At 61.0% G+C, this 22,202-nt stretch carries 18 protein-coding genes; 9 read left to right on the top strand and 9 right to left on the bottom strand.

The genetic code is table 11. The annotated features are described in order from the left end of the window. Positions 1-137: 137 nt before the first annotated feature. Positions 138-2,402 carry a bifunctional 23S rRNA (guanine(2069)-N(7))-methyltransferase RlmK/23S rRNA (guanine(2445)-N(2))-methyltransferase RlmL gene (gene rlmKL, locus LCU97_RS01390; RefSeq protein ID WP_232775393.1) on the bottom strand — a complete coding sequence of 755 codons (2,265 nt, stop codon included), beginning with the start codon at positions 2,400-2,402 and terminating at the stop codon, positions 138-140. Between the two features lie 530 nt (positions 2,403-2,932). Here rlmKL and rmf point away from each other — a divergent pair. Continuing rightward, complete coding sequence (gene rmf, locus LCU97_RS01395; RefSeq protein ID WP_003223300.1) at positions 2,933-3,148, top strand: ribosome modulation factor; 216 nt, start codon at positions 2,933-2,935, stop codon at positions 3,146-3,148. A 172-nt stretch (positions 3,149-3,320) separates the two neighbouring features. Here the strand turns inward: rmf and LCU97_RS01400 are convergent, their stop codons facing one another. Further along, positions 3,321-4,340 (bottom strand): quinone-dependent dihydroorotate dehydrogenase, encoded by a 1,020-nt coding sequence (locus LCU97_RS01400; RefSeq protein ID WP_232775394.1) that lies wholly within the window; start codon positions 4,338-4,340, stop codon positions 3,321-3,323. 239 nt (positions 4,341-4,579) lie between these two features. Here LCU97_RS01400 and LCU97_RS01405 point away from each other — a divergent pair, with 239 nt between their 5' ends. The 8 genes from LCU97_RS01405 to cobA all read left to right on the top strand — a co-directional run bounded on the left by LCU97_RS01405 (position 4,580) and on the right by cobA (position 16,287). Beyond that, the gene (locus tag LCU97_RS01405; protein ID WP_053153353.1) at positions 4,580-5,791 is read left to right on the top strand and encodes a CmpA/NrtA family ABC transporter substrate-binding protein; all 1,212 of its coding nucleotides are present in this window, start codon (positions 4,580-4,582) and stop codon (positions 5,789-5,791) included. Between the two features lie 14 nt (positions 5,792-5,805). Then, entirely contained in the window at positions 5,806-6,381 is a 576-nt protein-coding gene (locus LCU97_RS01410; RefSeq protein WP_053153356.1) for an ANTAR domain-containing response regulator, read from the top strand. 390 nt (positions 6,382-6,771) lie between these two features. Further along, on the top strand, positions 6,772-7,983 hold the full coding sequence (locus tag LCU97_RS01415; RefSeq protein ID WP_232775395.1) for a nitrate/nitrite transporter: 1,212 nt from the start codon (positions 6,772-6,774) through the stop codon (positions 7,981-7,983). Positions 7,984-7,990: 7 nt separating this feature from the next. Then, on the top strand, positions 7,991-9,661 hold the full coding sequence (locus LCU97_RS01420) for a bifunctional protein-serine/threonine kinase/phosphatase (protein WP_232775396.1): 1,671 nt from the start codon (positions 7,991-7,993) through the stop codon (positions 9,659-9,661). A gap of 375 nt (positions 9,662-10,036) precedes the next feature. Then, positions 10,037-12,490: a nitrite reductase large subunit NirB gene (gene nirB, locus LCU97_RS01425; protein ID WP_232775397.1), complete on the top strand. Its 2,454-nt coding sequence runs from the start codon at positions 10,037-10,039 to the stop codon at positions 12,488-12,490. Then, positions 12,487-12,807 (top strand): nitrite reductase small subunit NirD, encoded by a 321-nt coding sequence (gene nirD, locus LCU97_RS01430; protein ID WP_053155322.1) that lies wholly within the window; start codon positions 12,487-12,489, stop codon positions 12,805-12,807. The genes nirB and nirD overlap by 4 nt, the downstream gene beginning before the upstream one ends. After that, positions 12,804-15,521, top strand: a complete 2,718-nt coding sequence (locus tag LCU97_RS01435; RefSeq protein WP_269802783.1) for a nitrate reductase — start codon at positions 12,804-12,806, stop codon at positions 15,519-15,521. The genes nirD and LCU97_RS01435 overlap by 4 nt, the downstream gene beginning before the upstream one ends. Positions 15,522-15,531: 10 nt before the next feature. After that, entirely contained in the window at positions 15,532-16,287 is a 756-nt protein-coding gene (cobA, locus tag LCU97_RS01440) for a uroporphyrinogen-III C-methyltransferase (protein WP_232775398.1), read from the top strand. Positions 16,288-16,490: 203 nt separating this feature from the next. Here cobA and LCU97_RS01445 read toward each other — a convergent pair whose 3' ends face one another. The 7 genes from LCU97_RS01445 to LCU97_RS01475 all read right to left on the bottom strand — a co-directional run bounded on the left by LCU97_RS01445 (position 16,491) and on the right by LCU97_RS01475 (position 22,096). After that, complete coding sequence (locus LCU97_RS01445) at positions 16,491-17,525, bottom strand: OmpA family protein (protein WP_232775399.1); 1,035 nt, start codon at positions 17,523-17,525, stop codon at positions 16,491-16,493. 108 nt (positions 17,526-17,633) lie between these two features. After that, the gene (gene sigX / locus LCU97_RS01450; protein WP_053155315.1) at positions 17,634-18,224 is read right to left on the bottom strand and encodes an RNA polymerase sigma factor SigX; all 591 of its coding nucleotides are present in this window, start codon (positions 18,222-18,224) and stop codon (positions 17,634-17,636) included. 91 nt (positions 18,225-18,315) lie between these two features. After that, on the bottom strand, positions 18,316-19,140 hold the full coding sequence (locus tag LCU97_RS01455) for a mechanosensitive ion channel family protein (RefSeq protein WP_053155313.1): 825 nt from the start codon (positions 19,138-19,140) through the stop codon (positions 18,316-18,318). Positions 19,141-19,142: 2 nt separating this feature from the next. Then, the gene (locus LCU97_RS01460) at positions 19,143-19,394 is read right to left on the bottom strand and encodes a CrfX protein (protein WP_371259599.1); all 252 of its coding nucleotides are present in this window, start codon (positions 19,392-19,394) and stop codon (positions 19,143-19,145) included. Between the two features lie 58 nt (positions 19,395-19,452). Beyond that, positions 19,453-20,448, bottom strand: a complete 996-nt coding sequence (locus LCU97_RS01465) for a zinc transporter ZntB (RefSeq protein ID WP_053155309.1) — start codon at positions 20,446-20,448, stop codon at positions 19,453-19,455. A 25-nt stretch (positions 20,449-20,473) separates the two neighbouring features. Continuing rightward, positions 20,474-20,965: a ribonuclease E activity regulator RraA gene (gene rraA, locus LCU97_RS01470; RefSeq protein ID WP_053155307.1), complete on the bottom strand. Its 492-nt coding sequence runs from the start codon at positions 20,963-20,965 to the stop codon at positions 20,474-20,476. Positions 20,966-21,103: 138 nt separating this feature from the next. After that, positions 21,104-22,096, bottom strand: a complete 993-nt coding sequence (locus LCU97_RS01475; RefSeq protein ID WP_232775400.1) for an alpha/beta fold hydrolase — start codon at positions 22,094-22,096, stop codon at positions 21,104-21,106. Positions 22,097-22,202 lie beyond the last annotated feature (106 nt).

Below are 22,202 nucleotides of genomic sequence, written 5' to 3' on the forward strand. Positions count from 1 at the left end.
ACAACTCGAAAAGGGGCAGGCATGGGATACAGCCCTGACCACAGCTTTAGTTATAGCTATTAGCCATCACTTTGACCAGCCCTGAAAACGGCTGGAAGCCTTGAAATACAAGGCTTCGTGGATCCAATCGGGACATTTCAACGTGACATGATTTTCCAGGCGCGATGGATTTTGCCATTGCGGGCAAAGTCCGGATCGATGGTGCTGGCGGTGATTTCCTCCACCGCGTAGCGCTCGCACACATTGTCCTCGAGCTGGAACTTGCGGAAATTGTTGGAGAAATACAACACGCCACCCGGTGCCAGACGGGCCATTGCCAGGTCCAGCAACTGGACGTGGTCGCGCTGTACGTCGAACACACCTTCCATGCGCTTGGAGTTTGAAAAGGTCGGTGGGTCGATGAAGATCAGGTCGTATTCGTCGCGACAGTCCTGTAGCCAGGTCATCACATCGCCCTGCTCCAGGCGGTTCTTATCGGAAAAACCATTGAGCGACAGATTGCGCCGTGCCCAGTCCAGATAGGTTTTCGACAGATCGACGCTGGTGGTGCTGCGGGCGCCCCCCTTGGCGGCGTGGACGCTGGCGGTCGCGGTGTAGCAGAACAGGTTGAGGAAGCGTTTGCCGGCTGCCTCTTTCTGGATACGCAGGCGCATCGGACGGTGGTCGAGAAACAGTCCGGTGTCCAGGTAGTCGGTGAGGTTGACCAGCAACTTCACGCCCCCTTCGTTGACCTCGGTGAACTTGCCCTGGGCGCTCTGGCGTTCGTACTGCTTGGTGCCACTCTGGCGCTCGCGACGCTTGATCACTACGCGACTCTTGTCGACGTTCAGCGCCTGCGGGATGGCCGCCAGCGCGTCGAACAGCCGGGCCGAGGCCTTTTCCGGGTCGATGGACTTCGGCGCGGCGTATTCCTGGACATGCACCCAATCGTGGTACAGGTCGATGGCCATGGAGTATTCGGGCATGTCGGCATCGTAGACCCGGTAGCAATCGACGCCCTCACGTTTGGCCCATTTACCCAACTGCTTGAGATTCTTTTGCAGACGATTGGCGAACATCTGCCCGCCTTCGCTCAGGCGCGCCTGCTCGGCCACGGGCGCCGGGGCCGGCGCCGGTTTGATCGGATTGCCGTTCTTGTTGTACTGGCGCTCTTGCGGCACTTCCGGTACCCGATCCTGTAGGTCGCGCTCGGCCTGACGCTGTTCCGGGGTGCGGCGCTCGCCGGTCACGAACTGATCCGGCAGCACCTTGATCAATAACAGCTTGCATGGCAAGGCGCCGTTCCAGAACGAATACTGCTTGTGACTACGAATGCCCATGCGCTTGCCCAGGTCCGGCGCGCCGGTGAACACCGCGGCCTCCCAGTTCAGGCAGGCCTGGCGCAGGCGTTCACCGAGGTTCTGGTAGAGATACAGCAGGCTGGCTTCATCGCCCAGACGCTCGCCGTAGGGCGGGTTACAGATGACCAGGCCTTTCTGGTTCTGGTCCGGACGGGGCTCGAAGGTGGCGACTTCACCTTGATAGATCTTGATCCACTCGCTCAGGCCCGCACGTTCGACGTTGTTGCGGCCCGGCTGGATCAACCGTGGGTCGGCTTCGTAGCCGCGAATCCACAACGGTGGTTTGGCCAACCCGGCAGCAGCGCGGGCGGTGGCTTCTTCATGGAGTTTTTTCCACAACGCTGGCACATGGCCTAGCCAGGCGGTGAAGCCCCATTGTTGGCGACGCAGGTTCGGCGCCATGTCGGTGGCAATCATGCCCGCTTCCACCAGGAACGTGCCCACACCGCACATCGGGTCGGCCAAAGCCCCACCTTCGGCGGCAATGCGCGGCCAGCCGGCACGGATCAGGATGGCCGCGGCGAGGTTTTCCTTCAGCGGCGCCGCGCCTTGCTGCAAGCGATAGCCACGCTGGTGCAGGCTATGGCCGGAAAGGTCCAGGGAGAGAATCGCTTCGCCGCGATCCAGGCGCAGGTGAATGCGCAGATCCGGGTTGAGCTTGTCGATGGACGGTCGCTCTCCAGAGGGCGTACGCAGCTTGTCGACGATGGCATCCTTGACCTTCAGTGCGCCGAAGTGGGTGTTATCGATGCCCGAACCGTGCCCGCTGAACTCCACCGCCAGGGTGCCATCGGCCAACATGTGATCCTGCCAGTCGACGTCCAATACGCCGTGGTACAGGTCGTCGGCGTTTTTCATCGAAAAGCGCTTGAGGACCAGCAGTACACGGTTGGCCAGCCGAGACCACAGACACAGGCGATACGCCGTCTCCATGTCGGCCATGCCGCGAACGGCGGAGGTGTGCTCGCGTGCCTCTTCAAGGCCAAGCCCGGTGGCTTCCTCGAGCAGCAGGCCTTCGAGGCCCTTGGGGCAGGTGAGGAAGAGTTCAAAACGGTCGGACATGGGAGTTTCCAGAGCCTTTGGCCAAGTGGACCGGGCAACGCATTGCCGGTCGGGTTCAATCAGGTACTTTTCTCAAGAGCACCCGGTGGCATGAAAGTATGCCGTTCCACCCTCGCCGCTCAGGTTAAAAGAGCTTAGATGCAGGGGCAGGTTAAAAATTCTGTACAACAAATTGTGAAAACTCATCCCTTTCGTCGAATAGTACCCGAGTGCAACGGGAGGACATTCTCATTCGAACCAGCGCAGCCCTCTTCAACGCAGGGCCGATCATACAGGGGTCTTGCTCAAAAGCGGTCAGTGAACAGCTTGTTACTTATCGCTCTGGCATCTTTATTGTTACGTGCTTATGACAAAAAGATCATTCCATCCATGTGACGCTTTGGTTAGAACTCAACACAGGTTGACGTCGCAACGGCGCCAACACCTTGGCTCGTCACGCCGGCAACGAGCCACCAACGGCAGAATGATTCTGCCCCGGCCTCGATAGAGGTCGACGCGAAGCAACAGTCAACAAGTGAGGGCAACACCCTATGAGAAGACTTAAGCGTGATCCGTTGGAAAGAGCATTTTTACGCGGTTACCAATATGGCGTTGGTGGTAAATCCCGTGAGCTTTGCCCCTTTACTCTACCGTCAGTACGTCAAGCCTGGATCAATGGCTGGCGAGAAGGACGCGGCGACAACTGGGACGGTATGACCGGCACTGCGGGTATCCATAGACTCAACGAACTTCACGCCGTCGGCTGACACAGGGCTTAATACTCCAGAACTCGACAATTTGATCCGACCATCGACTTAACCACGCGCGTCCCATCCGGACGGCGGGCTACGGCCCAGGGGCTCCTTCGAGGAGCCCTTTTTAATGGGCGGCTTTCACACATTCAAACACACCCTTGTGGCGAGGGATCCTTGCCCGGCTCTAGCCCAACGCCGCGATGGCGTCCACGGACTCACGAATCAACGCAGGTCCCTTGTAGATGAAGCCCGAATAAATCTGGACCAGGCTCGCCCCGGCGGTGATTTTCTCGGCCGCATGGCGCCCTTCGGTAATCCCGCCAGCGGCGATGATCGGCAAGCGCCCGGCCAGCTCGGCGGCCAGCACCTTCACGGTGTGGGTGCTCTTGTCACGCACTGGCGCGCCGGATAACCCGCCCGCCTCATCACCGTGATCCATCCCTTCGACGCCTTCGCGACCCAGCGTCGTGTTGGTGGCGATCACCGCGTCCATGCCCGTCTCGATCAGGGCCTGGGCCACTTGCACGGTTTCTTCGTCGGTCATGTCCGGAGCGATCTTGATCGCCAGCGGGACATGCTTGCCATGAATCAGTGCCAGCTCCGCGCGACGCCGGGCCAGGTCCGCCAGCAACTGCTTGAGGGAATCCCCGAATTGCAGGCTGCGCAGCCCCGGGGTATTCGGCGAGCTGACGTTGACGGTCACGTAGCTGGCGTGGGCATATACCTTGTCCAGGCAGATCAGGTAATCGTCGACGGCGCGCTCCACCGCAGTGTCGAAATTCTTGCCGATGTTGATGCCCAGCACGCCCTTGTACTTGGCGGCGGCAACACGGGCCAGCAAATGGTCGACGCCCAGGTTGTTGAAGCCCATGCGGTTGATGATCGCCTCGGCTTGCGGCAAGCGAAAAAGGCGCGGCTTGGGATTACCCGGTTGCGGCCGTGGCGTGACGGTGCCGATTTCCACGAAACCGAAACCCAGCTGCGCGAAGCCGTCGATGGCTGCACCGTTCTTGTCCAGCCCCGCGGCCAGGCCCACCGGGTTGGGAAACTGCAATCCCATCACACTCACCGGGAGTTTCGCCGGTGCCTTGCACAGCAGCCCATTGAGGCCCAGGCGCCCGCCCGCGCCAATCAGGTCCAGGGACAAATCGTGGGAGGTTTCCGGGGAAAGTTTGAACAGCAGTTCGCGGGCCAGGGTGTACATGGGCGATTTTGACTCGGGCGACAAAATGAGGCGGGGATTATAGCCGCGCAGCGGCGGTTCAGCGAGGCGCCTGCATAAAACAGTGCCGATGGCATATGCCTTGCACCGTTTGTGCTCATCGACGCTCATGCCAACGACGGAATGAGTGCCACACTGATTTAAAGGACAACGGCGTCGTCCTCCGGCCTTGCTCTGGCAGTTGTCGGGTACGGCGCTTTTTATGTGCAAGGTGATGCCCGATGAATGAAATTCCAGCCAACCCCCTGGCCTGGGTCAATGGCAGCGACGCTCCGGAAAAGAGCGCGATCGATCTTGGCTTCATGGCCTTGAGTGATTGCGCCCCGGTGGTGGTGGCCGCCACCCAGGGCTTCGCCCAACCCTATGGCCTGACCTTGAACCTCAAGCGCCAGGCATCCTGGGCCAATCTGCGGGACAAGCTGGTCAGCGGCGAAATCGATGCGGCCCACAGCCTGTACGGCTTGATCTATGCGGTGCACCTGGGCATCGGCGGTGTCGCGCCGACTGACATGGCCGTGCTGATGGGCCTGAACCAGAACGGCCAGAGCATCAACCTCTCTCATGGGCTGCAAGCGCTGGGCGTGACCAGTCCTGAGGCACTGGAACGCCATGTGCACCAAACTCGCACGAAACTGACCTTCGCCCAGACCTTCCCAACCGGCACCCATGCAATGTGGCTCTACTACTGGCTCGCCGCCCAGGGTATTCATCCGTTGTCGGATGTGGACAGCGTGGTGGTACCGCCACCGCAAATGATCGCCCACTTGCAGGCCGGCCGTATCGATGGCCTCTGCGTCGGCGAACCCTGGTGCGCCAGTGCGGTAAAACAGAACCTGGGCTTCACCCTGGCGACCACGCAGACCATCTGGCCCGATCACCCGGAAAAAGTCCTGGGCTGCACTCGCGCTTTTGTCGAACAATACCCCAATACCGCACGTGCCCTGGTGATGGCGGTCCTTGAGGCCAGTCGCTTCATCGAACAGAGCAGCGAGAATCGCCGCAGCACCGCACAACTCTTGAGTGCGCCCGAATACCTCGACGCACCGCTGGACTGCATCGAGCCCCGCCTGCTTGGCATCTATGCCGACGGCTTGGGCAATAGCTGGCAGGATCCCCACGCCATGCGTTTCCACGGTGACGGCGAAGTGAACGTCCCTTACCTGTCCGACGGCATGTGGTTCATGACCCAGTTCCGCCGTTGGGGCCTGTTACGTGAAGACCCGGATTACCTGGCCGTGGCGCAAGAGGTCCAACAGCTGGCGCTGTATCGCCAGGCCAGTGCAGCACTGGGCATCGCATCTCCCCGTCAGGACATGCGCAGCAGCCAATTGATCGACGGTATTACTTGGGACGGTTCGGATCCGGCCGGGTATGCCCGCTGCTTCAAACTGCACGCCTTGAGCGATGCGGCTCCCCTTCTCGCCAGCCGCTGACAGGAGCCTTGAGCATGTTGCGTATCCTGCTGATCAACGACACCGCGAAAAAAGTCGGTCGTCTCAAGGCTGCCCTGACGGAAGCCGGGTTCGATGTCATCGACGAATCCGGATTGACCATCGATTTGCCAGAACGCGTCGAAACAGTGCGTCCGGACGTGATCCTGATCGATACCGAGTCACCGGGACGGGATGTGATGGAGCAAGTGGTACTGGTCAGTCGCGACCAGCCACGACCGATCGTCATGTTTACCGACGAGCACGACCCCGATGTGATGCGCCAGGCGATCAAGTCCGGCGTGAGCGCTTACATCGTCGAAGGTATCCACGCCGCACGCCTGCAGCCGATTCTCGACGTGGCCATGGCGCGCTTCGAAAGCGACCAGGCCCTGCGCGCCCAGCTCCTGGCCAGGGACCAGCAACTGGCCGAACGCAAGCGCATCGAACTGGCCAAGGGCATGCTGATGAAGATGAAAGCCTGCAACGAAGAACAGGCCTACACCCTGATGCGCCGCCAAGCCATGAGCCGCCAGCAGAAGCTGATTCAGGTGGCGGAACAGATCATTGCCATGAATGAGTTGTTGGGCTGACGGCCTCGCAGCGTCTGACCCGGCGTCATCGCGAGTAGGCTCGCTCCCACAAGGGTTCGAGGTGAACAGCACCCCGCTCCCACAAGAATTCCTCCGGCGAGCACAGCATTTGCGATACCCGGACCCACTGTGGGAGCGAGCCTGCTCGCGATAGGCACCACACCGATTCCCCTGTTGGCACAGTTCTCGCTTGGACAACCTCACCGGTAACCAACGGCGGTTGCCCACCTACGACAAAGACGTCGCACACCCTGCTTGCCCTTCCAGGCGATCCGGGTTGCGGCGTTTTTTTGCTTTGGCCCCACCGTCCGGGGTCGGCGGGTCGCCATGACGGCGCCCCACCTCGAAGCACTGACTCATTACCCGAGACTTTAACCGCTGAGGTGCGCGATGAACTCAAGCTTCTGGAAATCCGGCCACACCCCGACATTGTTCGCGGCCTTTCTCTATTTCGACCTGAGCTTCATGGTCTGGTACCTGCTGGGCCCCCTGGCGGTGCAAATTGCCGTCGACCTGCAATTGACCACCCAACAACGCGGCCTGATGGTAGCGACGCCGATCCTGGCGGGCGCGGTACTGCGCCTGCTCATGGGTCTGCTGGCCGATCGGATTTCCCCCAAGGCCGCCGGCATGGTCGGCCAGGTGATCGTGATCGGCGCACTGTTCTGCGCCTGGAAGCTGGGCATCCACAGTTATGAGCAGGCATTGTTGCTGGGGTTGTTCCTGGGCGTGGCCGGCGCATCGTTCGCCGTCGCCCTGCCACTCGCCTCCCAATGGTATCCGCCGCAGCACCAGGGCAAGGCCATGGGCATCGCCGGTGCCGGAAACTCGGGCACGGTCCTGGCCGCGCTGATCGCGCCGATCATGGCGGCCACGTTTGGCTGGAGCAATGTCTTCGGTTTCGCGCTGATCCCCCTTGGCCTGACCCTTGTTTTGTTCGCCTGGCTGGCCAAGAACGCGCCTGAGCGGCCGAAAACCAAGTCCATGGCCGACTACCTCAAGGCCTTGGGCGACCGTGACAGTTGGTGGTTCATGTTCTTCTACAGCGTGACCTTCGGCGGTTTCATCGGCCTGGCCAGCGCCCTGCCCGGCTATTTCAACGACCAGTACGGCCTGAGTCCGGTGACCGCCGGCTACTACACCGCGGCCTGTGTCTTCGGCGGCAGCTTGATGCGACCGCTGGGCGGCGCCCTGGCGGACCGTTTCGGCGGCATCCGCACCTTGCTGGCGATGTACACCGTAGCGGCCGTCTGCATCGCAGCGGTAGGCTTCAACCTGCCGAACTCCTACGCGGCACTGGCCCTGTTCGTCTGCACCATGCTCGGTCTCGGCGCAGGCAACGGCGCGGTGTTCCAACTGGTGCCACAACGCTTCCGTCGCGAAATCGGTGTGATGACGGGGCTGATCGGCATGGCCGGCGGCATCGGTGGTTTCGCACTGGCGGCAGGCATGGGCGCTATCAAGCAGAGCACCGGCAGCTATCAACTGGCGCTGTGGTTGTTCGCCAGCCTCGGTGTACTGGCCTGGTTCGGCCTGCACGGTGTCAAGCGTCGCTGGAGGACCACTTGGGGTTCGGCAGCCGTCACCGCGGCTCGGGTATAAATAACGCATGAGCCTGCAACTGAGTTTCGCCGAAGCCAGTGCCATCGGCCCGCGTGAGGAAAACCAGGACGCCCTGCGCCTGGTCACGCCTGCCCCGGCGCTGGCCGCCAGCAAAGGTTACCTGTTCGCCATCGCCGATGGCGTGAGCCAATGCGCCGATGGCGGACTGGCCGCCCGCTCGACGTTGCAGGCGCTGGCCCTGGACTACTATTCCACGCCACAAACCTGGGGCGTGGCCCAGGCGCTCGACCGGTTGTTGCTCGCACAAAACCGCTGGTTACAGGCCAACGGCGGCGGGCAGCCGTTGCTCACCACTGTCAGCGCCCTGGTCCTGCGGGGCCGGCGTTTCACCCTGGCCCATGTCGGCGATTGCCGGGTCTATCGTTGGCACGGCGATCACCTGCAACGCGTCAGTGAAGACCACGTCTGGGAACAACAGGGCATGCAACACGTGCTCAAGCGTGCCTTGGGGCTGGATCAACACCTGATTCTCGACTTTCTCGACGGCGAATTGCGCACCGACGAAACCTTCGTCCTGCTCAGCGACGGCGTCTGGGCGGTACTGGGTGACACGGCCATCGCTGGCATCCTGCGGGACCAGACGGACCTGAACCTCGCCGCCCAGACCCTGGTCAACGCGGCGCACCTGGCCGGCAGCCAGGACAACGCCAGCGCCTTGCTGGTGCGGGTCGATGCGCTGGGTGAAGCGAGTATCGGTGATGCCCTGATCCAACTGCAGCAATGGCCCCTGCCCCCGACCCTTAAACCGGACCAGATGTTCGAGGGCTGGCGGGTCGAAGGGTTGCTCGGCCAGAGCCAGCAATCGCTGCTCTACCGAGTGCACGACAGCCAGGGCCAGCCCTGGTTGCTGAAGACCCTGCCCGGGCATCTGCGGGACGACACCCGGGCGGGACAGGCGTTGCTCTCGGAAGAATGGTTCCTCAAGCGGGTTGCCGGCCGGCAGTTTCCGGAAATCCATGGCGTTCCCCAGCGCCAGCATTTGTACTACTTGATGCGTGAATATCCGGGCATGACCCTTGCCGAGCTGTTCGACCGGGGTGGTGCCTTGCCGCTGGCTCAATGGCAAGACCTGGCGCAGCGATTGGTGCGGGCGGTGGGGTTGCTGCACCGACGGCAGATCTACCACCGCGACATCAAGCCGGAAAACCTGCACCTGGGGGACGATGGGGAACTGCGCCTGCTGGATTTCGGCCTGGCGTACTGCCCGGGTCTTTCCGAGGACCAGGCCAACATCTTGCCGGGCACCCCCAGTTATATCGCCCCGGAAGCCTTCGGCGGCATCGCACCGACGGCGCAACAGGACTTGTATGCCGTGGGCGTGACTCTGTATTTCCTGCTGACCGGTCATTATCCCTACGGCGAAATCGAGGCCTTTCAACGACCACGCTTCGGCGTGCCCGTCAGTGCCAACCGCTATCGTCCTGACCTGCCGGACTGGCTCGGACAAAGCCTGGAGCGGGCGGTCGCGGCGGATCCGGTTCTACGTTTTGAAACGGCTGAAGAGTGGCTATTGCTGCTGGAACAGGGCGAACGCCGGAGCTTGAGCGTACGACCCCGACCGTTGCTGGAAAGGGAACCGCTGAAGGTCTGGCGGACGTTGGCGCTGGTGTCTTTGATGGTGAATCTGGTGCTGCTGTTCATGGTATTTCATAGCTGAGATCCGGTCGCGCCCATCGCGAGCAGGCTCGCGATGAGGGCAGGACTGCCAAATACACATCTAGCAGTCGGGCGCTCCATTACCGGGCAACACGCTTTGATTCGGTGCAATAAATCCTCCCGCAACGCCTGTCAGTGCCCTCATCCTCAATAAATCCGCACCCCTAACTCACTTGGCACAACCACTGCATAACCTCTTTCAACAGACATAAGGCAGCGCCTCCAACGATGAAGGCGATGCTTCCCGAGAGAACGGGACCAGGACAAAGGCGTCCTCGCTGGATCACCAGCGAGACGCCTTTTTTTGTTTTCGTGAAAATGACCGAGCCAGTCCGATCGCCGTGATGAAACGGACCTGAGTTCGCGGAGAAGCCTGATGAAAAAACTCAAACTGGTGATGATCGGCAACGGCATGGCCGGCGTGCGCACCCTAGAAGAGTTGCTCAAGCTCAGCAACGAGCTGTACGACATCACGGTGTTCGGCGCCGAACCGCACACCAACTACAACCGCATCCTGCTATCTCCCGTGCTCGCCGGTGAACAGACGTTCGAAGAAATCGTGCTCAACGACTTGAGCTGGTATCAGGACAACAACATCAACCTGTTGCTTAACCGCAAAGTCGTGCAAATCGACCGGGTCAAGCGCAAGGTCATCGCCGAAGACGGCACCGAGGCCGAATACGACCGCCTGCTGATTGCCACCGGCTCCACGCCGTTCATTCTGCCGATTCCCGGCCACACCCTGGAAGGCGTGATCGGCTACCGCGACATTGCCGACACCCAGGTGATGATCGAAACCGCCAAGACCCACAAGCATGCGGTGGTCATCGGTGGCGGCCTGCTGGGCCTGGAAGCGGCCAATGGCCTGAAGCTGCGGGGCATGGATGTCACCGTGGTGCACCTCGGTGACTGGCTGCTCGAACGGCAACTGGACAAGACCAGCGGCCAACTGCTGCAAACCGCTCTGGAAAGCCGCGGCCTGAAATTCCGCCTCAACGAACAGACCCAGGCCCTGCACGACGCTGGCAACGGCCGGGTCGGCTCCGTGCAGTTCAAGAATGGCGACATTATTCCCGCCGACCTGGTGGTCATGGCTGCCGGTATCCGGCCCAACGTCGAACTGGCGGAAAAATCCGGCATTCCGTGCAGCCGTGGCATCCTGGTCAACGACACCATGCAGACCTATGACCCGCGCATCTACGCCATCGGTGAATGCGCCAACCACCGCGGGACCGCCTATGGTCTGGTGGCCCCGTTGTTCGAACAGGCCAAGGTTTGCGCCAACCACCTCGCCCAGTTGGGTTTCGCCACCTATAAGGGCTCGGTGACCTCAACCAAACTCAAGGTCACCGGCATCGATCTGTTCTCCGCCGGTGACTTCATGGGCGGCGAAGGCACCGAGACCATCACCCTCTCCGACCCCATCGGCGGCGTGTATAAAAAACTGGTGATCAAGGATGACGTGCTGGTCGGTGCCTGTCTGTACGGCGATACGGCAGATGGCGGCTGGTATTTCCGCCAGATCCGTGAGAATGCCGCCATCAGCGAGATCCGAGATCACTTGATGTTCGGCGAAAACGCCTTGGGCGACGTAGGACATCAGGGCCAGAACAAAGCCATGAACATGGCCGACTCCGCCGAGGTCTGCGGCTGCAATGGCGTGTGCAAGGGCACCATCGTCAAGGCTATCCAGGAACACGGCCTGTTCAGTGTCGACGACGTGAAAAAACACACCAAGGCCGCCAGTTCCTGCGGCTCCTGCGCCGGATTGGTGGAGCAGATCCTGATCAACACCGTGGGTGGCGCGGCGGACGTCAAGCCGAAAAGCGAAAAAGCCATCTGCGGTTGCAGCGACCTCAACCATGGCCAGATTCGCCAGGCGATCCGCGACGAACACTTGCTGACGGTCGCCAGCACCATGAGCTATCTGAACTGGCGCACCCCGAACGGCTGCGCCACCTGCCGCCCGGCACTGAACTACTACCTGATTTCCACCTGGCCCGGCGAAGCCCATGACGACCCACAATCGCGCCTGATCAACGAACGCGCCCACGCCAATATCCAGAAGGACGGCACCTATTCCGTCGTTCCGCGCATGTGGGGCGGGGTCACCACGCCTTCGGAGCTGCGGCGCATTGCCGACGTGGCCGACAAATACAGCGTGCCCATGGTCAAGGTCACCGGCGGGCAGCGCATCGACTTGCTGGGGATCAAGAAGCAAGACCTGCCCGGTGTCTGGAAAGACCTGGACATGCCGTCCGGCCATGCCTACGGCAAGTCCATCCGCACCGTGAAAACCTGCGTAGGCAGTGAGTTCTGCCGCTTCGGCACCCAAAACTCCACGCAGCTGGGCATCGAGCTGGAGCATGACCTGTTCAATATGTGGTCGCCGCACAAGGTGAAACTGGCCGTCTCCGGTTGCCCACGCAACTGTTCGGAAGCCGGCATCAAGGATGTAGGCATCATCGGCGTCGACTCTGGCTGGGAGATGTACATCGGTGGCAACGGCGGCATCAAGACCGAAGTCGCCGAGTTCTTCGTCAAGCTCAAGACCGCCGAGGAAGTCCGTGAATACAACGGCGCCTTCCTGCAGTTGTACCGTGAAGAGGCTTTCTATCTGGAGCGTACCGTGCACTACCTGCAACGGGTCGGCATGGAGTACATCAAGAAAGCCGTGCTCGAAGACCCGGCGCGGCGCAAAGCGCTCCACGAGCGCCTGAAGTTTTCCCTGTCATTGGAACAGGACCCGTGGAAACAGCGCCTGGAACAACCCCAGTTGAAAAAAGAGTTTGAAGTCATCCCTGTGAAGAACCTGGAGGTGCCAGCATGAACTGGCTGGATATCTGCGCACTGGAAGACATCAATGCCCTGGGCTCGCGCATCATCAGCAGCCCGAAAGGCGATATCGCGATTTTTCGCACCAGCGACGATGAGGTTTTCGCACTCGATGACCGTTGCCCTCACAAAGGGGGCCCGCTGTCCCAGGGCTTGGTCTATGGCAAACGCGTGGCCTGCCCGCTGCATAACTGGCAGATCGACCTGGAAACCGGTCAGGCCCAGGCCCCGGACGTGGGCTGCGCCCATCATCATTCGGCACGGGTCGAAAACGGCCGGGTGCTGCTGGCATTGCGGGACGCAAGCCGATGAGCCGCCAGACCACTGCCTCGACCTGCTGTTACTGCGGGGTCGGTTGCGGCGTGCTGATCGAACATGACGACGAGCGCATCCTCGGCGTCAGCGGCGATCCCGCCCACCCGGCCAATTTCGGCAAACTGTGCAGCAAGGGTTCGACCCTGCACCTGACCGGCGACCTCGCCGCACGCGCCCTGTATCCCGAACTGCGCTTGGGCAAAGGCCTGGCCCGGACCCGTATCGACTGGGACAGCGCCCTGGATCACGCCGCCAGCGCGTTCGCCGATACCATCGCCGAACACGGCCCCGACAGCGTGGCTTTCTACATCTCGGGCCAGTTGCTGACCGAGGATTACTACGCGTTCAATAAACTCGCCCGAGCGTTGGTCGGCACCAACAACATCGACAGCAATTCCCGGCTGTGCATGTCATCGGCGGTGGTGGGTTACAAGCGCAGCCTCGGCGCCGACGCGCCACCCTGCAGCTATGAGGACCTGGAACTGAGCGATTGCGTGATGATCGTCGGCAGCAACATGGCCTACGCCCACCCAATCCTGTTTCGTCGCCTCGAAGAAGCCAAATCCCGCCGGCCGCAGATGAAAATCATCGTCATCGACCCGCGACGCACCGACACCTGCGATCTGGCTGACCTGCACCTGGCGATTCTGCCTGGAACCGACGTCGCCCTGTTCCATGGGATTTTGCATCTGCTGCTGTGGGAAGACTGGATCGACCGCGACTTCATCAAGGCCCACACCGAAGGTCTGGCGGACCTGAAGAATCTGGTGCGCGATTACACACCGACCATGGTCGCCCAACTGTGCGGCATCAGCGTCGAACAACTGCACCAGTGCGCCGAATCCATCGGTACCACATCGAGTTTCCTCTCGTTGTGGTGCATGGGCTTGAACCAATCCACCGCCGGCAGCGCCAAGAACAGCGCGTTGATCAACCTGCATCTGGCCACTGGGCAGATCGGCCGGCCGGGCGCCGGGCCCTTTTCGCTCACCGGCCAGCCCAATGCCATGGGCGGCCGGGAAACCGGCAGTCTGTCGAACCTGCTGCCGGGCCACCGCGAAGCGGCCAACCCGGAACATCGCGCCGAAGTCGCCCGCTACTGGGGCGTTGAGCAATTGCCCGCCACCACGGGACTGAGCGCCATCGAACTGTTCGAGCAGGTGCGCAACGGCAAGATCAAGGCGCTGTGGATCGCCTGCACCAATCCGGCCCAATCGATGCCAGACCAGACAGCGGTGCGCGAGGCCCTGCAAGCCTGTCCGTTCGTGGTGCTGCAAGAGGCCTTCCGGACCACCGAAACCGCCGGCTTTGCCGACCTGCTGTTGCCGGCAGCCAGCTGGGGTGAGAAAGAAGGTTCGGTGACCAACTCTGAACGGCGCATTTCCCACGTTCGCCGCGCCATCGCGGCACCGGGCGAAGCACGGCCGGACTGGGCGATCACCGTGGATTTCGCACAACGCCTGGAGAAACGTCTGCGCCCTGGCCAGCCCAGCCTGTTCGCCTTTGACGCGCCCGCCCAACTCTTCGACGAGTACAAGCAACTGACGCGAGGACGAGACCTGGACTTGTCCGGTATCAGCCATTCGTTGATCGATCAACTGGGCCCTCAGCAATGGCCGTTCCCGGAGGGCGCCACCGAAGGCACGCCTCGTCTGTACGTGGACGGGATTTTCCCTACCGACAGCCGCCGTGCCCGTTTCGTGGCCGATCCTTATCACGCCGCCAGGGAACTGCGCGACGCCCGCTTCCCGCTGACCCTCAACACCGGTCGGCTGCGGGACCAATGGCACGGCATGAGCCGCACCGGCACCGCTGCACAGTTGTTTGGCCATGTGAACGAGGCCGTGCTCAGCCTGCACCCCGACGAACTGCTTCGCCATCGCCTGAAAACCGGCGACCTGGTCAGCCTGAAAAGTCGTCGCGGCAGCGTGATCGTGGCCGTGGACAGCGACGAAAGCGTTCGGCCCGGCCAGGCCTTTTTGCCAATGCACTGGGGCGACCGCTTCCTCAAGGGTGGGGTCAACACCCTGACCCAGCCGGCGTTCGACCCACTGTCGAAACAACCTGAGCTCAAGCACAGCGGCGTACGCCTGGAACCGGTGAACCTGCCCTGGCAGCTCTTCGCTCTGGTCGAAGGCGATGTCCAGCAGCATCTGGAAACCCTGCGACCACTGTGTGAGGCGTTTGCCTACGTCAGCCTGAGCCTTACCGGTCGTGAGCGCCCGGCGCTGCTGATTCGCGCCGCCAGCGCCCTGGCCCCCGAACCACAACTGCTGCAGGCTATTGATGAACAACTGGGCCTGATCGAGGGGCCAGTACTGGCCTATGACGATCCGCGTCGCGCCATCGGCAAACGGGTGCGGATCGAAAATGGCCGCATCACCGCTATCCGTCTGGCCGGTGAAACCCTGGCCCGGCACTGGCTGCAGAATCTATGGCTGGAAGGTCGTGCCGACGAGCAGCTGCGACGCTGGTTGCTGGCGCCGCTGAGCGCACCGCCGGGGAATACTGGCGCCGCGCTGGGTGGCGGTAGAACCTTGTGCAACTGCATGAACGTCAGCCAGCGTGCGGTCTGCGCGGGCATCGAACGCGGCCTGGATCTGCAAGGGCTGAAACAGGAGCTGGGGTGCGGCACGCAATGCGGTTCCTGCGTACCGGAAATCAAGCGTCTGCTGGTCGCCACTGCGCGTCCGGTGGCGGCAGTCTCGTGAGGAAAACACTATGAACGCGAAAGTCTGGCTGGTGGGTGCAGGTCCTGGCGACCCCGAATTACTGACCCTCAAAGCCGTGCGCGCCCTGCGCGAAGCCGACGTGGTGTTGATCGATGACTTGGTCAACGAGGCAGTGCTGGAGCATTGCCCCGGTGCCCGTGTCATCGCCGTGGGCAAGCGCGGCGGATGCCGGTCCACGCCACAGGCGTTTATCCATCGTTTGATGCTGCGCTATGCCCGCCAGGGCAAATGCGTGGTACGCCTCAAGGGCGGCGACCCGTGCATCTTCGGTCGGGGCGGTGAAGAAGCGCAATGGCTGCGCGACCATGGCATAGCGGTGGAGTTGGTCAACGGCATCACCGCTGGCCTGGCGGGAGCGACCCAGTGCGATATTCCACTGACGCTACGCGGCATCGCCCGAGGTGTGACCCTGGTCACGGCCCATACACAAGATGGCAGCAGCCTGAACTGGCAAGCCCTGGCCCAGAGCGGGACGACATTGGTGGTGTACATGGGCGTGGCAAAACTGAGCGAAATTCGCGAGCAGTTGCTGGCCGGTGGCTTGGCAGCGGATACCCCGGTCGCCATGATCGAAAACGCCTCCCTGCCCCACCAACGGGACTGCCGCAGTGACCTGGCCTCGATGGAAGCCGACGCCAGCACGTTCGAGCTCAAGAGCCCGGCAATTCTGGTCATAGGGTCAGTAGCGGCCGGCGCGCAGTTAACCCAGTCACAACAGACCTGGGTCCAGGCGGCAGCGCTGTAACCGCATACAACAACGAACCTGTGGGAGCGAGCCTGCTCGCGCTAGCGGTCAGTCAGTCAACCCCTCTGTTGGCTGATCCAGGCTCGCTTCCACAATTGACCGCTTGCGCTCACAGAATCACCACTCACCACAGCCTCATTTCATGAATCGCAGGCAAAGAAAAACCCGGCCTGAGCCGGGTTTTTCCAAAAGCCTTGGGCTAATTACTTGGCTTGGGCTTCTACTTCAGCTTCTACGCGACGGTTTACAGCGCGGCCAGCTTCAGTGGCGTTGTCAGCGACTGGACGGGATTCGCCGTAGCCAACAGACTGAACGCGGGACGATTCAACACCGTACTGCTTGGTCAGAACGTCCTTGACGGCTTGCGCACGACGATCGGACAGCTTCTGGTTGTAAGCGTCAGTACCGACGGAGTCAGTGTGACCTTCAACAGTGGTGGTGGTCGATGGGTACTGCTTCATGAAGTCAGCCAGGTTCTTGATATCGCCATAGCTGTTTGGCTTGACGACCGACTTGTCGAAGTCGAACTTGACGTCCAGCTCAACACGTACGGTTTCAGCAACAGCTGGGCAGCCATCAGCGTCAACGGTAACGTTGGCTGGGGTGTCAGGGCACTTGTCGACGTTGTCGCACACGCCGTCGTTGTCGCTGTCGGAGCAGACTTCAGCCGGAGCTGGAACTGGAGCAGCAGCAGGCTTGGAGCCGCCACCGAAGTTCACACCGATACCAACGCTAGGCGCCCACTCGGTGTCGCCCTGGTCGATGTTGTACTGAGCTTCAACGCCGGCACGGGCGTAGAAGTTCTCGGTGAAGTACAGCTTGGCGCCGCCGCCAACGTTGGCGAAGGTCGAACGGTTACGACCGTTGCTGCCATTCTGGTCGATGCTCTGGTCGGAGAAACCGGCCGAGACGTAAGGACGCAGCATGTCACCTGGGTTGTTGAAGTGGTACAGAGCGTCCAGAGCGGTGTTGGCGCCCTTGACGTTGGTACCATCGTCAGTGCGAGCGTTGTGCACTTCGTCGTAGGCCAGACGCAGTTCCACGTCGTCGGTCAGGAAGTAACCAACCGAACCGCCGAACAGGTTGCCGTTGTTCTTGAAGTTACGAGCGCTGTCGAATTGCTCTTTCTTGGCGAAGCCTTCGATTTCAACTGCGCCTTGGCCTTGTGCCAGAGCGCCGAACGAAGTGGCAGCAATAAGAGAACCAATGGCAAAGCCCAAGGTGTTTTTCAGTTTCATCCGTTAAATCCCCATCTGGTGATTGTGAAGCAGTCCCGCAAACCGGGGGACAACTCGGCGGCAAGTCTATCAGAACTTGCCTACACGTAAGAGATATTTGCGCCGAAGTTAAGTTTCGGCAATGCCTGCAAATTTCTCACGCAGCTTATCAAGAGCGCGCTTGTAACGCATTTTGGTCGCGCTCAAACCCATATGCATTATGTCTGCGATCTCCTGGAACTCCAGTTCTGCGACAAATCGTAGCACCAGAATCTCCCTGTCGATCGGGTTCACATAAACCAGCCAGCGATCGAGTCCGCCTTTTTCCTCCGGCTTGGGCGCCTTTTCATCAGACGCTTCCTCGAGAGGATCCAGGCTCAACGCATCCATCAAGCGACGCTTTCGCCGTTCCTTGCGGTACTGTGTGATGCATTCGTTGTAGGTGATGCTATATAGCCATGTCTTGAACTTCGATTTCCCCTCGAAGTTCTTCAGGCCGTAAAGCACCTTCAACATCACCTCCTGACAGACATCATCAGCATCGCGATCGTTCCCCAGATAACGTGCACAGACGTTAAATAATGTTCTCTGGTAACGGCGCATCAACTCTTCGTAAGCACGTGTTACGTGGAACAGCTCCGTATGCGCGCGCGCGACCAACTCCTCATCGGAGAGATCACGGGGGTCATAGCGCGTGGATAGCGATTGGGGTTTGTTCAAAACAAGTCGGGCCGACGGTCTAGGTCAATGTGCGCCGCAGCCTGCGGTAGCAGGCATTTTGCGGCGGCATACATTAGCAGAGTTTGCCGGGTTAGCGGCTACTCACATGCTGCTCCAGCAGGATCCGATTGGAGAGCGACACCAGTTCGCCCTCTTCGGTCAGCAATGTGGTCTTCACCGTGCCGATCTCCTCGATCTGGCCTTCGACCTCGCCAACACGCACTTGTTGTCCAACCTCATACAGCTCACGCACATAGATTCCCGCAAGAATCTGGCCGGCAATTTCCCGGCTTCCCAGCCCCATGGCCAGCGCAATCGCCAGACCAACGGTAATCAATACGATCACGATCACATGGTTGAGCAGGTCGGTCTTGACCTCCAACTGGCTGATCGCAACGGAAATACTGATGATGATCACCAGACCCTGGGCGATACGTCCAAGACCCGATGCATAATCCAACCCCACGCCTTCGGCCGCGCCGCGGACCAGGCCGTTGACCAGTTGCGCCAGCAGGACCCCGACCAGCAATACCAACGCAGCGCCGAACACTTTCGGCAGATACAGCGCAAGCATGTCGAGCGTAGCTGAAACGCGCTGCAGGCCAAGGGACTCTGCCGCGGAAACCAGGAAAATAAGCAATACGAACCAGTAGACGATCTTACCGATCAGGGTCGAGATCGGCACCTGGATACCGCCACGGGACAGCAGCTTGGTCAGGCCGGTGCCCCCCATCAGGCGGTCAAGGCCCAGTTTGGCAAGCAGCTTGGACAGCAGCGTGTCGAGCAACTTGGCCACCACGAACCCCAGCAACACCACCACCAGGGCGCCGAACAGGTTCGGGATGAAGTTGGCCACCTTGGTCCACAACGCAGTCATTGCCGCGACAAGGCTCTGGGTCCAGAGATTCAATTCCATATTCAGTCAGCCTTATGAGCGGTGCGAGTAGCGGGTTTACGACGGGAAACCGGCAAGACGTGGGCCGAGCCGTTGTTCAAGGCGATCATCAGCGCGGGCAGCCAGCGGCCCAGCAGGCTGAACAGATCGCCGGCGCCCACCTGGCGGTTGGCGGTTTTCAGTACACGCCCCAGGCAGGCATCGTCGTCCCGGCTGGACGGCGAGGCCTTGAGCATGTCGCGCAAAGACTGTTCAAACGGATCGTGCATACGCACCTCTCGTGATGTCTGTGGAAGACGCGATCAACATTCGTCGGGTCACATGAAAGCCCCATCACACCCAGCGCAAGCGGCGGAACAGCCACCACTGCCCCGAGGCCACGCAGACCATCAGCAGGCAGGCGACCAGGAAACCGTAAGGGCTGTCGGAAAACGGAATACCGCCCACGTTGATGCCCAACAGGCCGGTGAGAAAACTCATGGGCAGAAAAATCCCGGTAATAATGCCGAAGCGGTACATGGTGCGGTTCATGCGTACCGAAAGGCGCCGGTCCTCGGCCTCCAACACCAGCCCCACGCGCTCCCGGGCCAATTCCAGCTCCTCCAGGTAGCGGGTCAGGCTGTTGTTCAATTCATTCCAGTAATCACCGTCGTCCTCGACGAACCAAGGCAACTTGATGCGCGACATCTGCCCAAAAATGTCTCGCTGTGGCGACAGGAAACGCTTCAGTCCGGCCGCTCGGCGACGGATATGCAAAATGGCGTCGTGCTCGGGGGTGTACCGTTCGTCGGCATCGAGCTTTTCTTCCTCGCCGTCGACGATTTCCGAAAGCTGGGACACCAGGTCCTGCACCTTGTCGGTCAGGTACTGCGCCATATACAGGATGAGTTCGGAGCTACTCTTCGGCCCTTCGCCCTCGGCCAGGTGCGCCAGCAGTTCATCTGTGGCGCGCAACGGACGAAGGCGCAGGGAGATGACCCGTTGGGCGGAAGCGAAGATACGCACCGACACCATGTCTTCCGGCTCGGCCCCTGGGTTGAGGTTAATTCCCCTGAGGAACAACAACAGCTCGGCGTCGGGCAACGGCAACAGGCGCGGCCGGGTGTTCTCCTCCAGCAGCAGGTCACAGTTGAATTCGCTGAGGCCGCTGGACTTGCGCAGCCAGGTATGCGTCTGGGGATGGCTGCGGTCCCAATGCAACCACAGGCTCTCATGTGCCTGCAGCTGCAGATCGTCAAGTTCGGTCCGGGCTATGGAACGCGCACCACCTTTACCATCAAGCACCAGGGCATGCACCAGCCCCCACTGCGCGTTTTCTTCCTCGAACATCCTCATCCCTTACGGCTTTGACGCTTCATTCAGGCATTTGCAACGGGCTGGGTGAAACAATCACGCCGTTGTTGTCCGCGTAGACATACTCGCCCGGACGGAAGGTCACGCCGGCAAACGTCACGACCACATTAAGATCGCCGATGCCGCGCTTGTCGGTTTTCATCGGATGGCTGGCCAGAGCCTGGACGCCCAGATCGGTCTGGGCAATGACGTCCACGTCGCGGATGCAACCGTAGATCACCAGTCCTTCCCAACCATTCTTTGCGGCTTTCTCGGCCAGCATGTCGCCCAACAAGGCCCGACGCAGGGAACCACCGCCGTCGACCACCAACACCTTGCCGTTGCCCTTGAGCTCAACCTGCTCCTTGACCAGCGAGTTGTCCTCGAAGCATTTGATGGTCACGATTTCGCCACCGAAGGAGTCGCGGCCACCGAAGTTGCTGAACATCGGCTCCACCACCTGAACCAGGTCCGGATAGGCGTCGCACAGGTCGGGCGTGAGGTAATGCTTCATCGAATGACTCCCGCAAGGGCCCTGCAAGGGCTTGAACGTCAGGCTGAATGAACAACCGTTTATGACCGGAACAACGTAACGCGTCATATCTTAGCCGCAAGCCGGGAAGAGCGAAATGCCCTTGTCAGAGCCTGTGCTTCAAACCGCCTCGGCCAGAATGGGCTGGCTTGCCGGCAATGGCGCACGCTGATTCTCCAGCCAATGCGCCACCAGCGGCCAGACCTCGGCCTGTGCGGCCTTGCTGACCAGCATCGCCACGTGGCCGAAATCATCACTGAAACCGTGCTGCCGGCCGAGGCAGACGAACCGCTTGTGTTCGGAACCGATCTGCTCGAAGAGCTTGCGACAAGCCCAGGTCGGATCCTGATGGTCGCCGACAGCGCTCACCGCCAGCACCGGCACCGGCACATCGGCCAAACCGGCCCACCAGTTTTTCTCGGCATCGCCGAAACGGCCGAACAGGCCATACCAACGCATGCTCTCCAGGGCCAGGCCAATGGGCTCGTCCTCCGGGCCGCGCTTGAGCCTTGAACCGGAGAGTTGAGCAAACCGCTTGAGGATAAACCGTCCGCCCCACTCCACCGGTGGAATTTTCAACGGCCAGTAGGTGCGACTGACCTGGGTCCCGAAAAATGCCGCCGACGCCACGGCCGGCTCGCCCAGGTAATGACCGCCCAGCGCCGCCGCCAGGGTGATACCACCCAGGGAGTGACCGATCCAGTGGGGCACTTGCCCGCTCTGCTCGCGCACAAAGGCGCCGATGGCCGGCAAGTCGTAACGGGCGTAGTCGGCCACACGGTTCTTGCGGTAATCCTGATTACGCTGGGACAACCCGTGTCCGCGCATCTCGGGAATCCACACATCGAACCCCAGCCGCGTCAGATACGCCCCCAGGCCCAGGCCCTTGGGCGAATACCAGAAGCGCCGGTTGGAAAAACTGCCATGCAACAGGATTACCGGGACCCCGCGGGCCGCCTCGGTGGCATCGGCCATGCCCAGCCGGGTGACAGCCAGTTCGACGGTGCAGTCGGGACTGTTGCCAGGTTTCAAACGATAGACATCTTCGCTCAGATCGCCACGCCGCTCGGCGCTGATCAGGGCGACAGGAAATAGGTGACTGCTGCTTTGCATGATGCTCTTGCACAAAAAAGGGCGGCATCTGTCAGGAGCCCGCCCTACTTCAATCAAAAAGGACCCGGCTAATGCCAGTCGGTCAAGCGCTCCCACAGGTTCGACG

Origin of the sequence: Pseudomonas uvaldensis, from assembly GCF_021271205.1 — a bacterium.
Lineage (GTDB): Bacteria > Pseudomonadota > Gammaproteobacteria > Pseudomonadales > Pseudomonadaceae > Aquipseudomonas > Aquipseudomonas uvaldensis.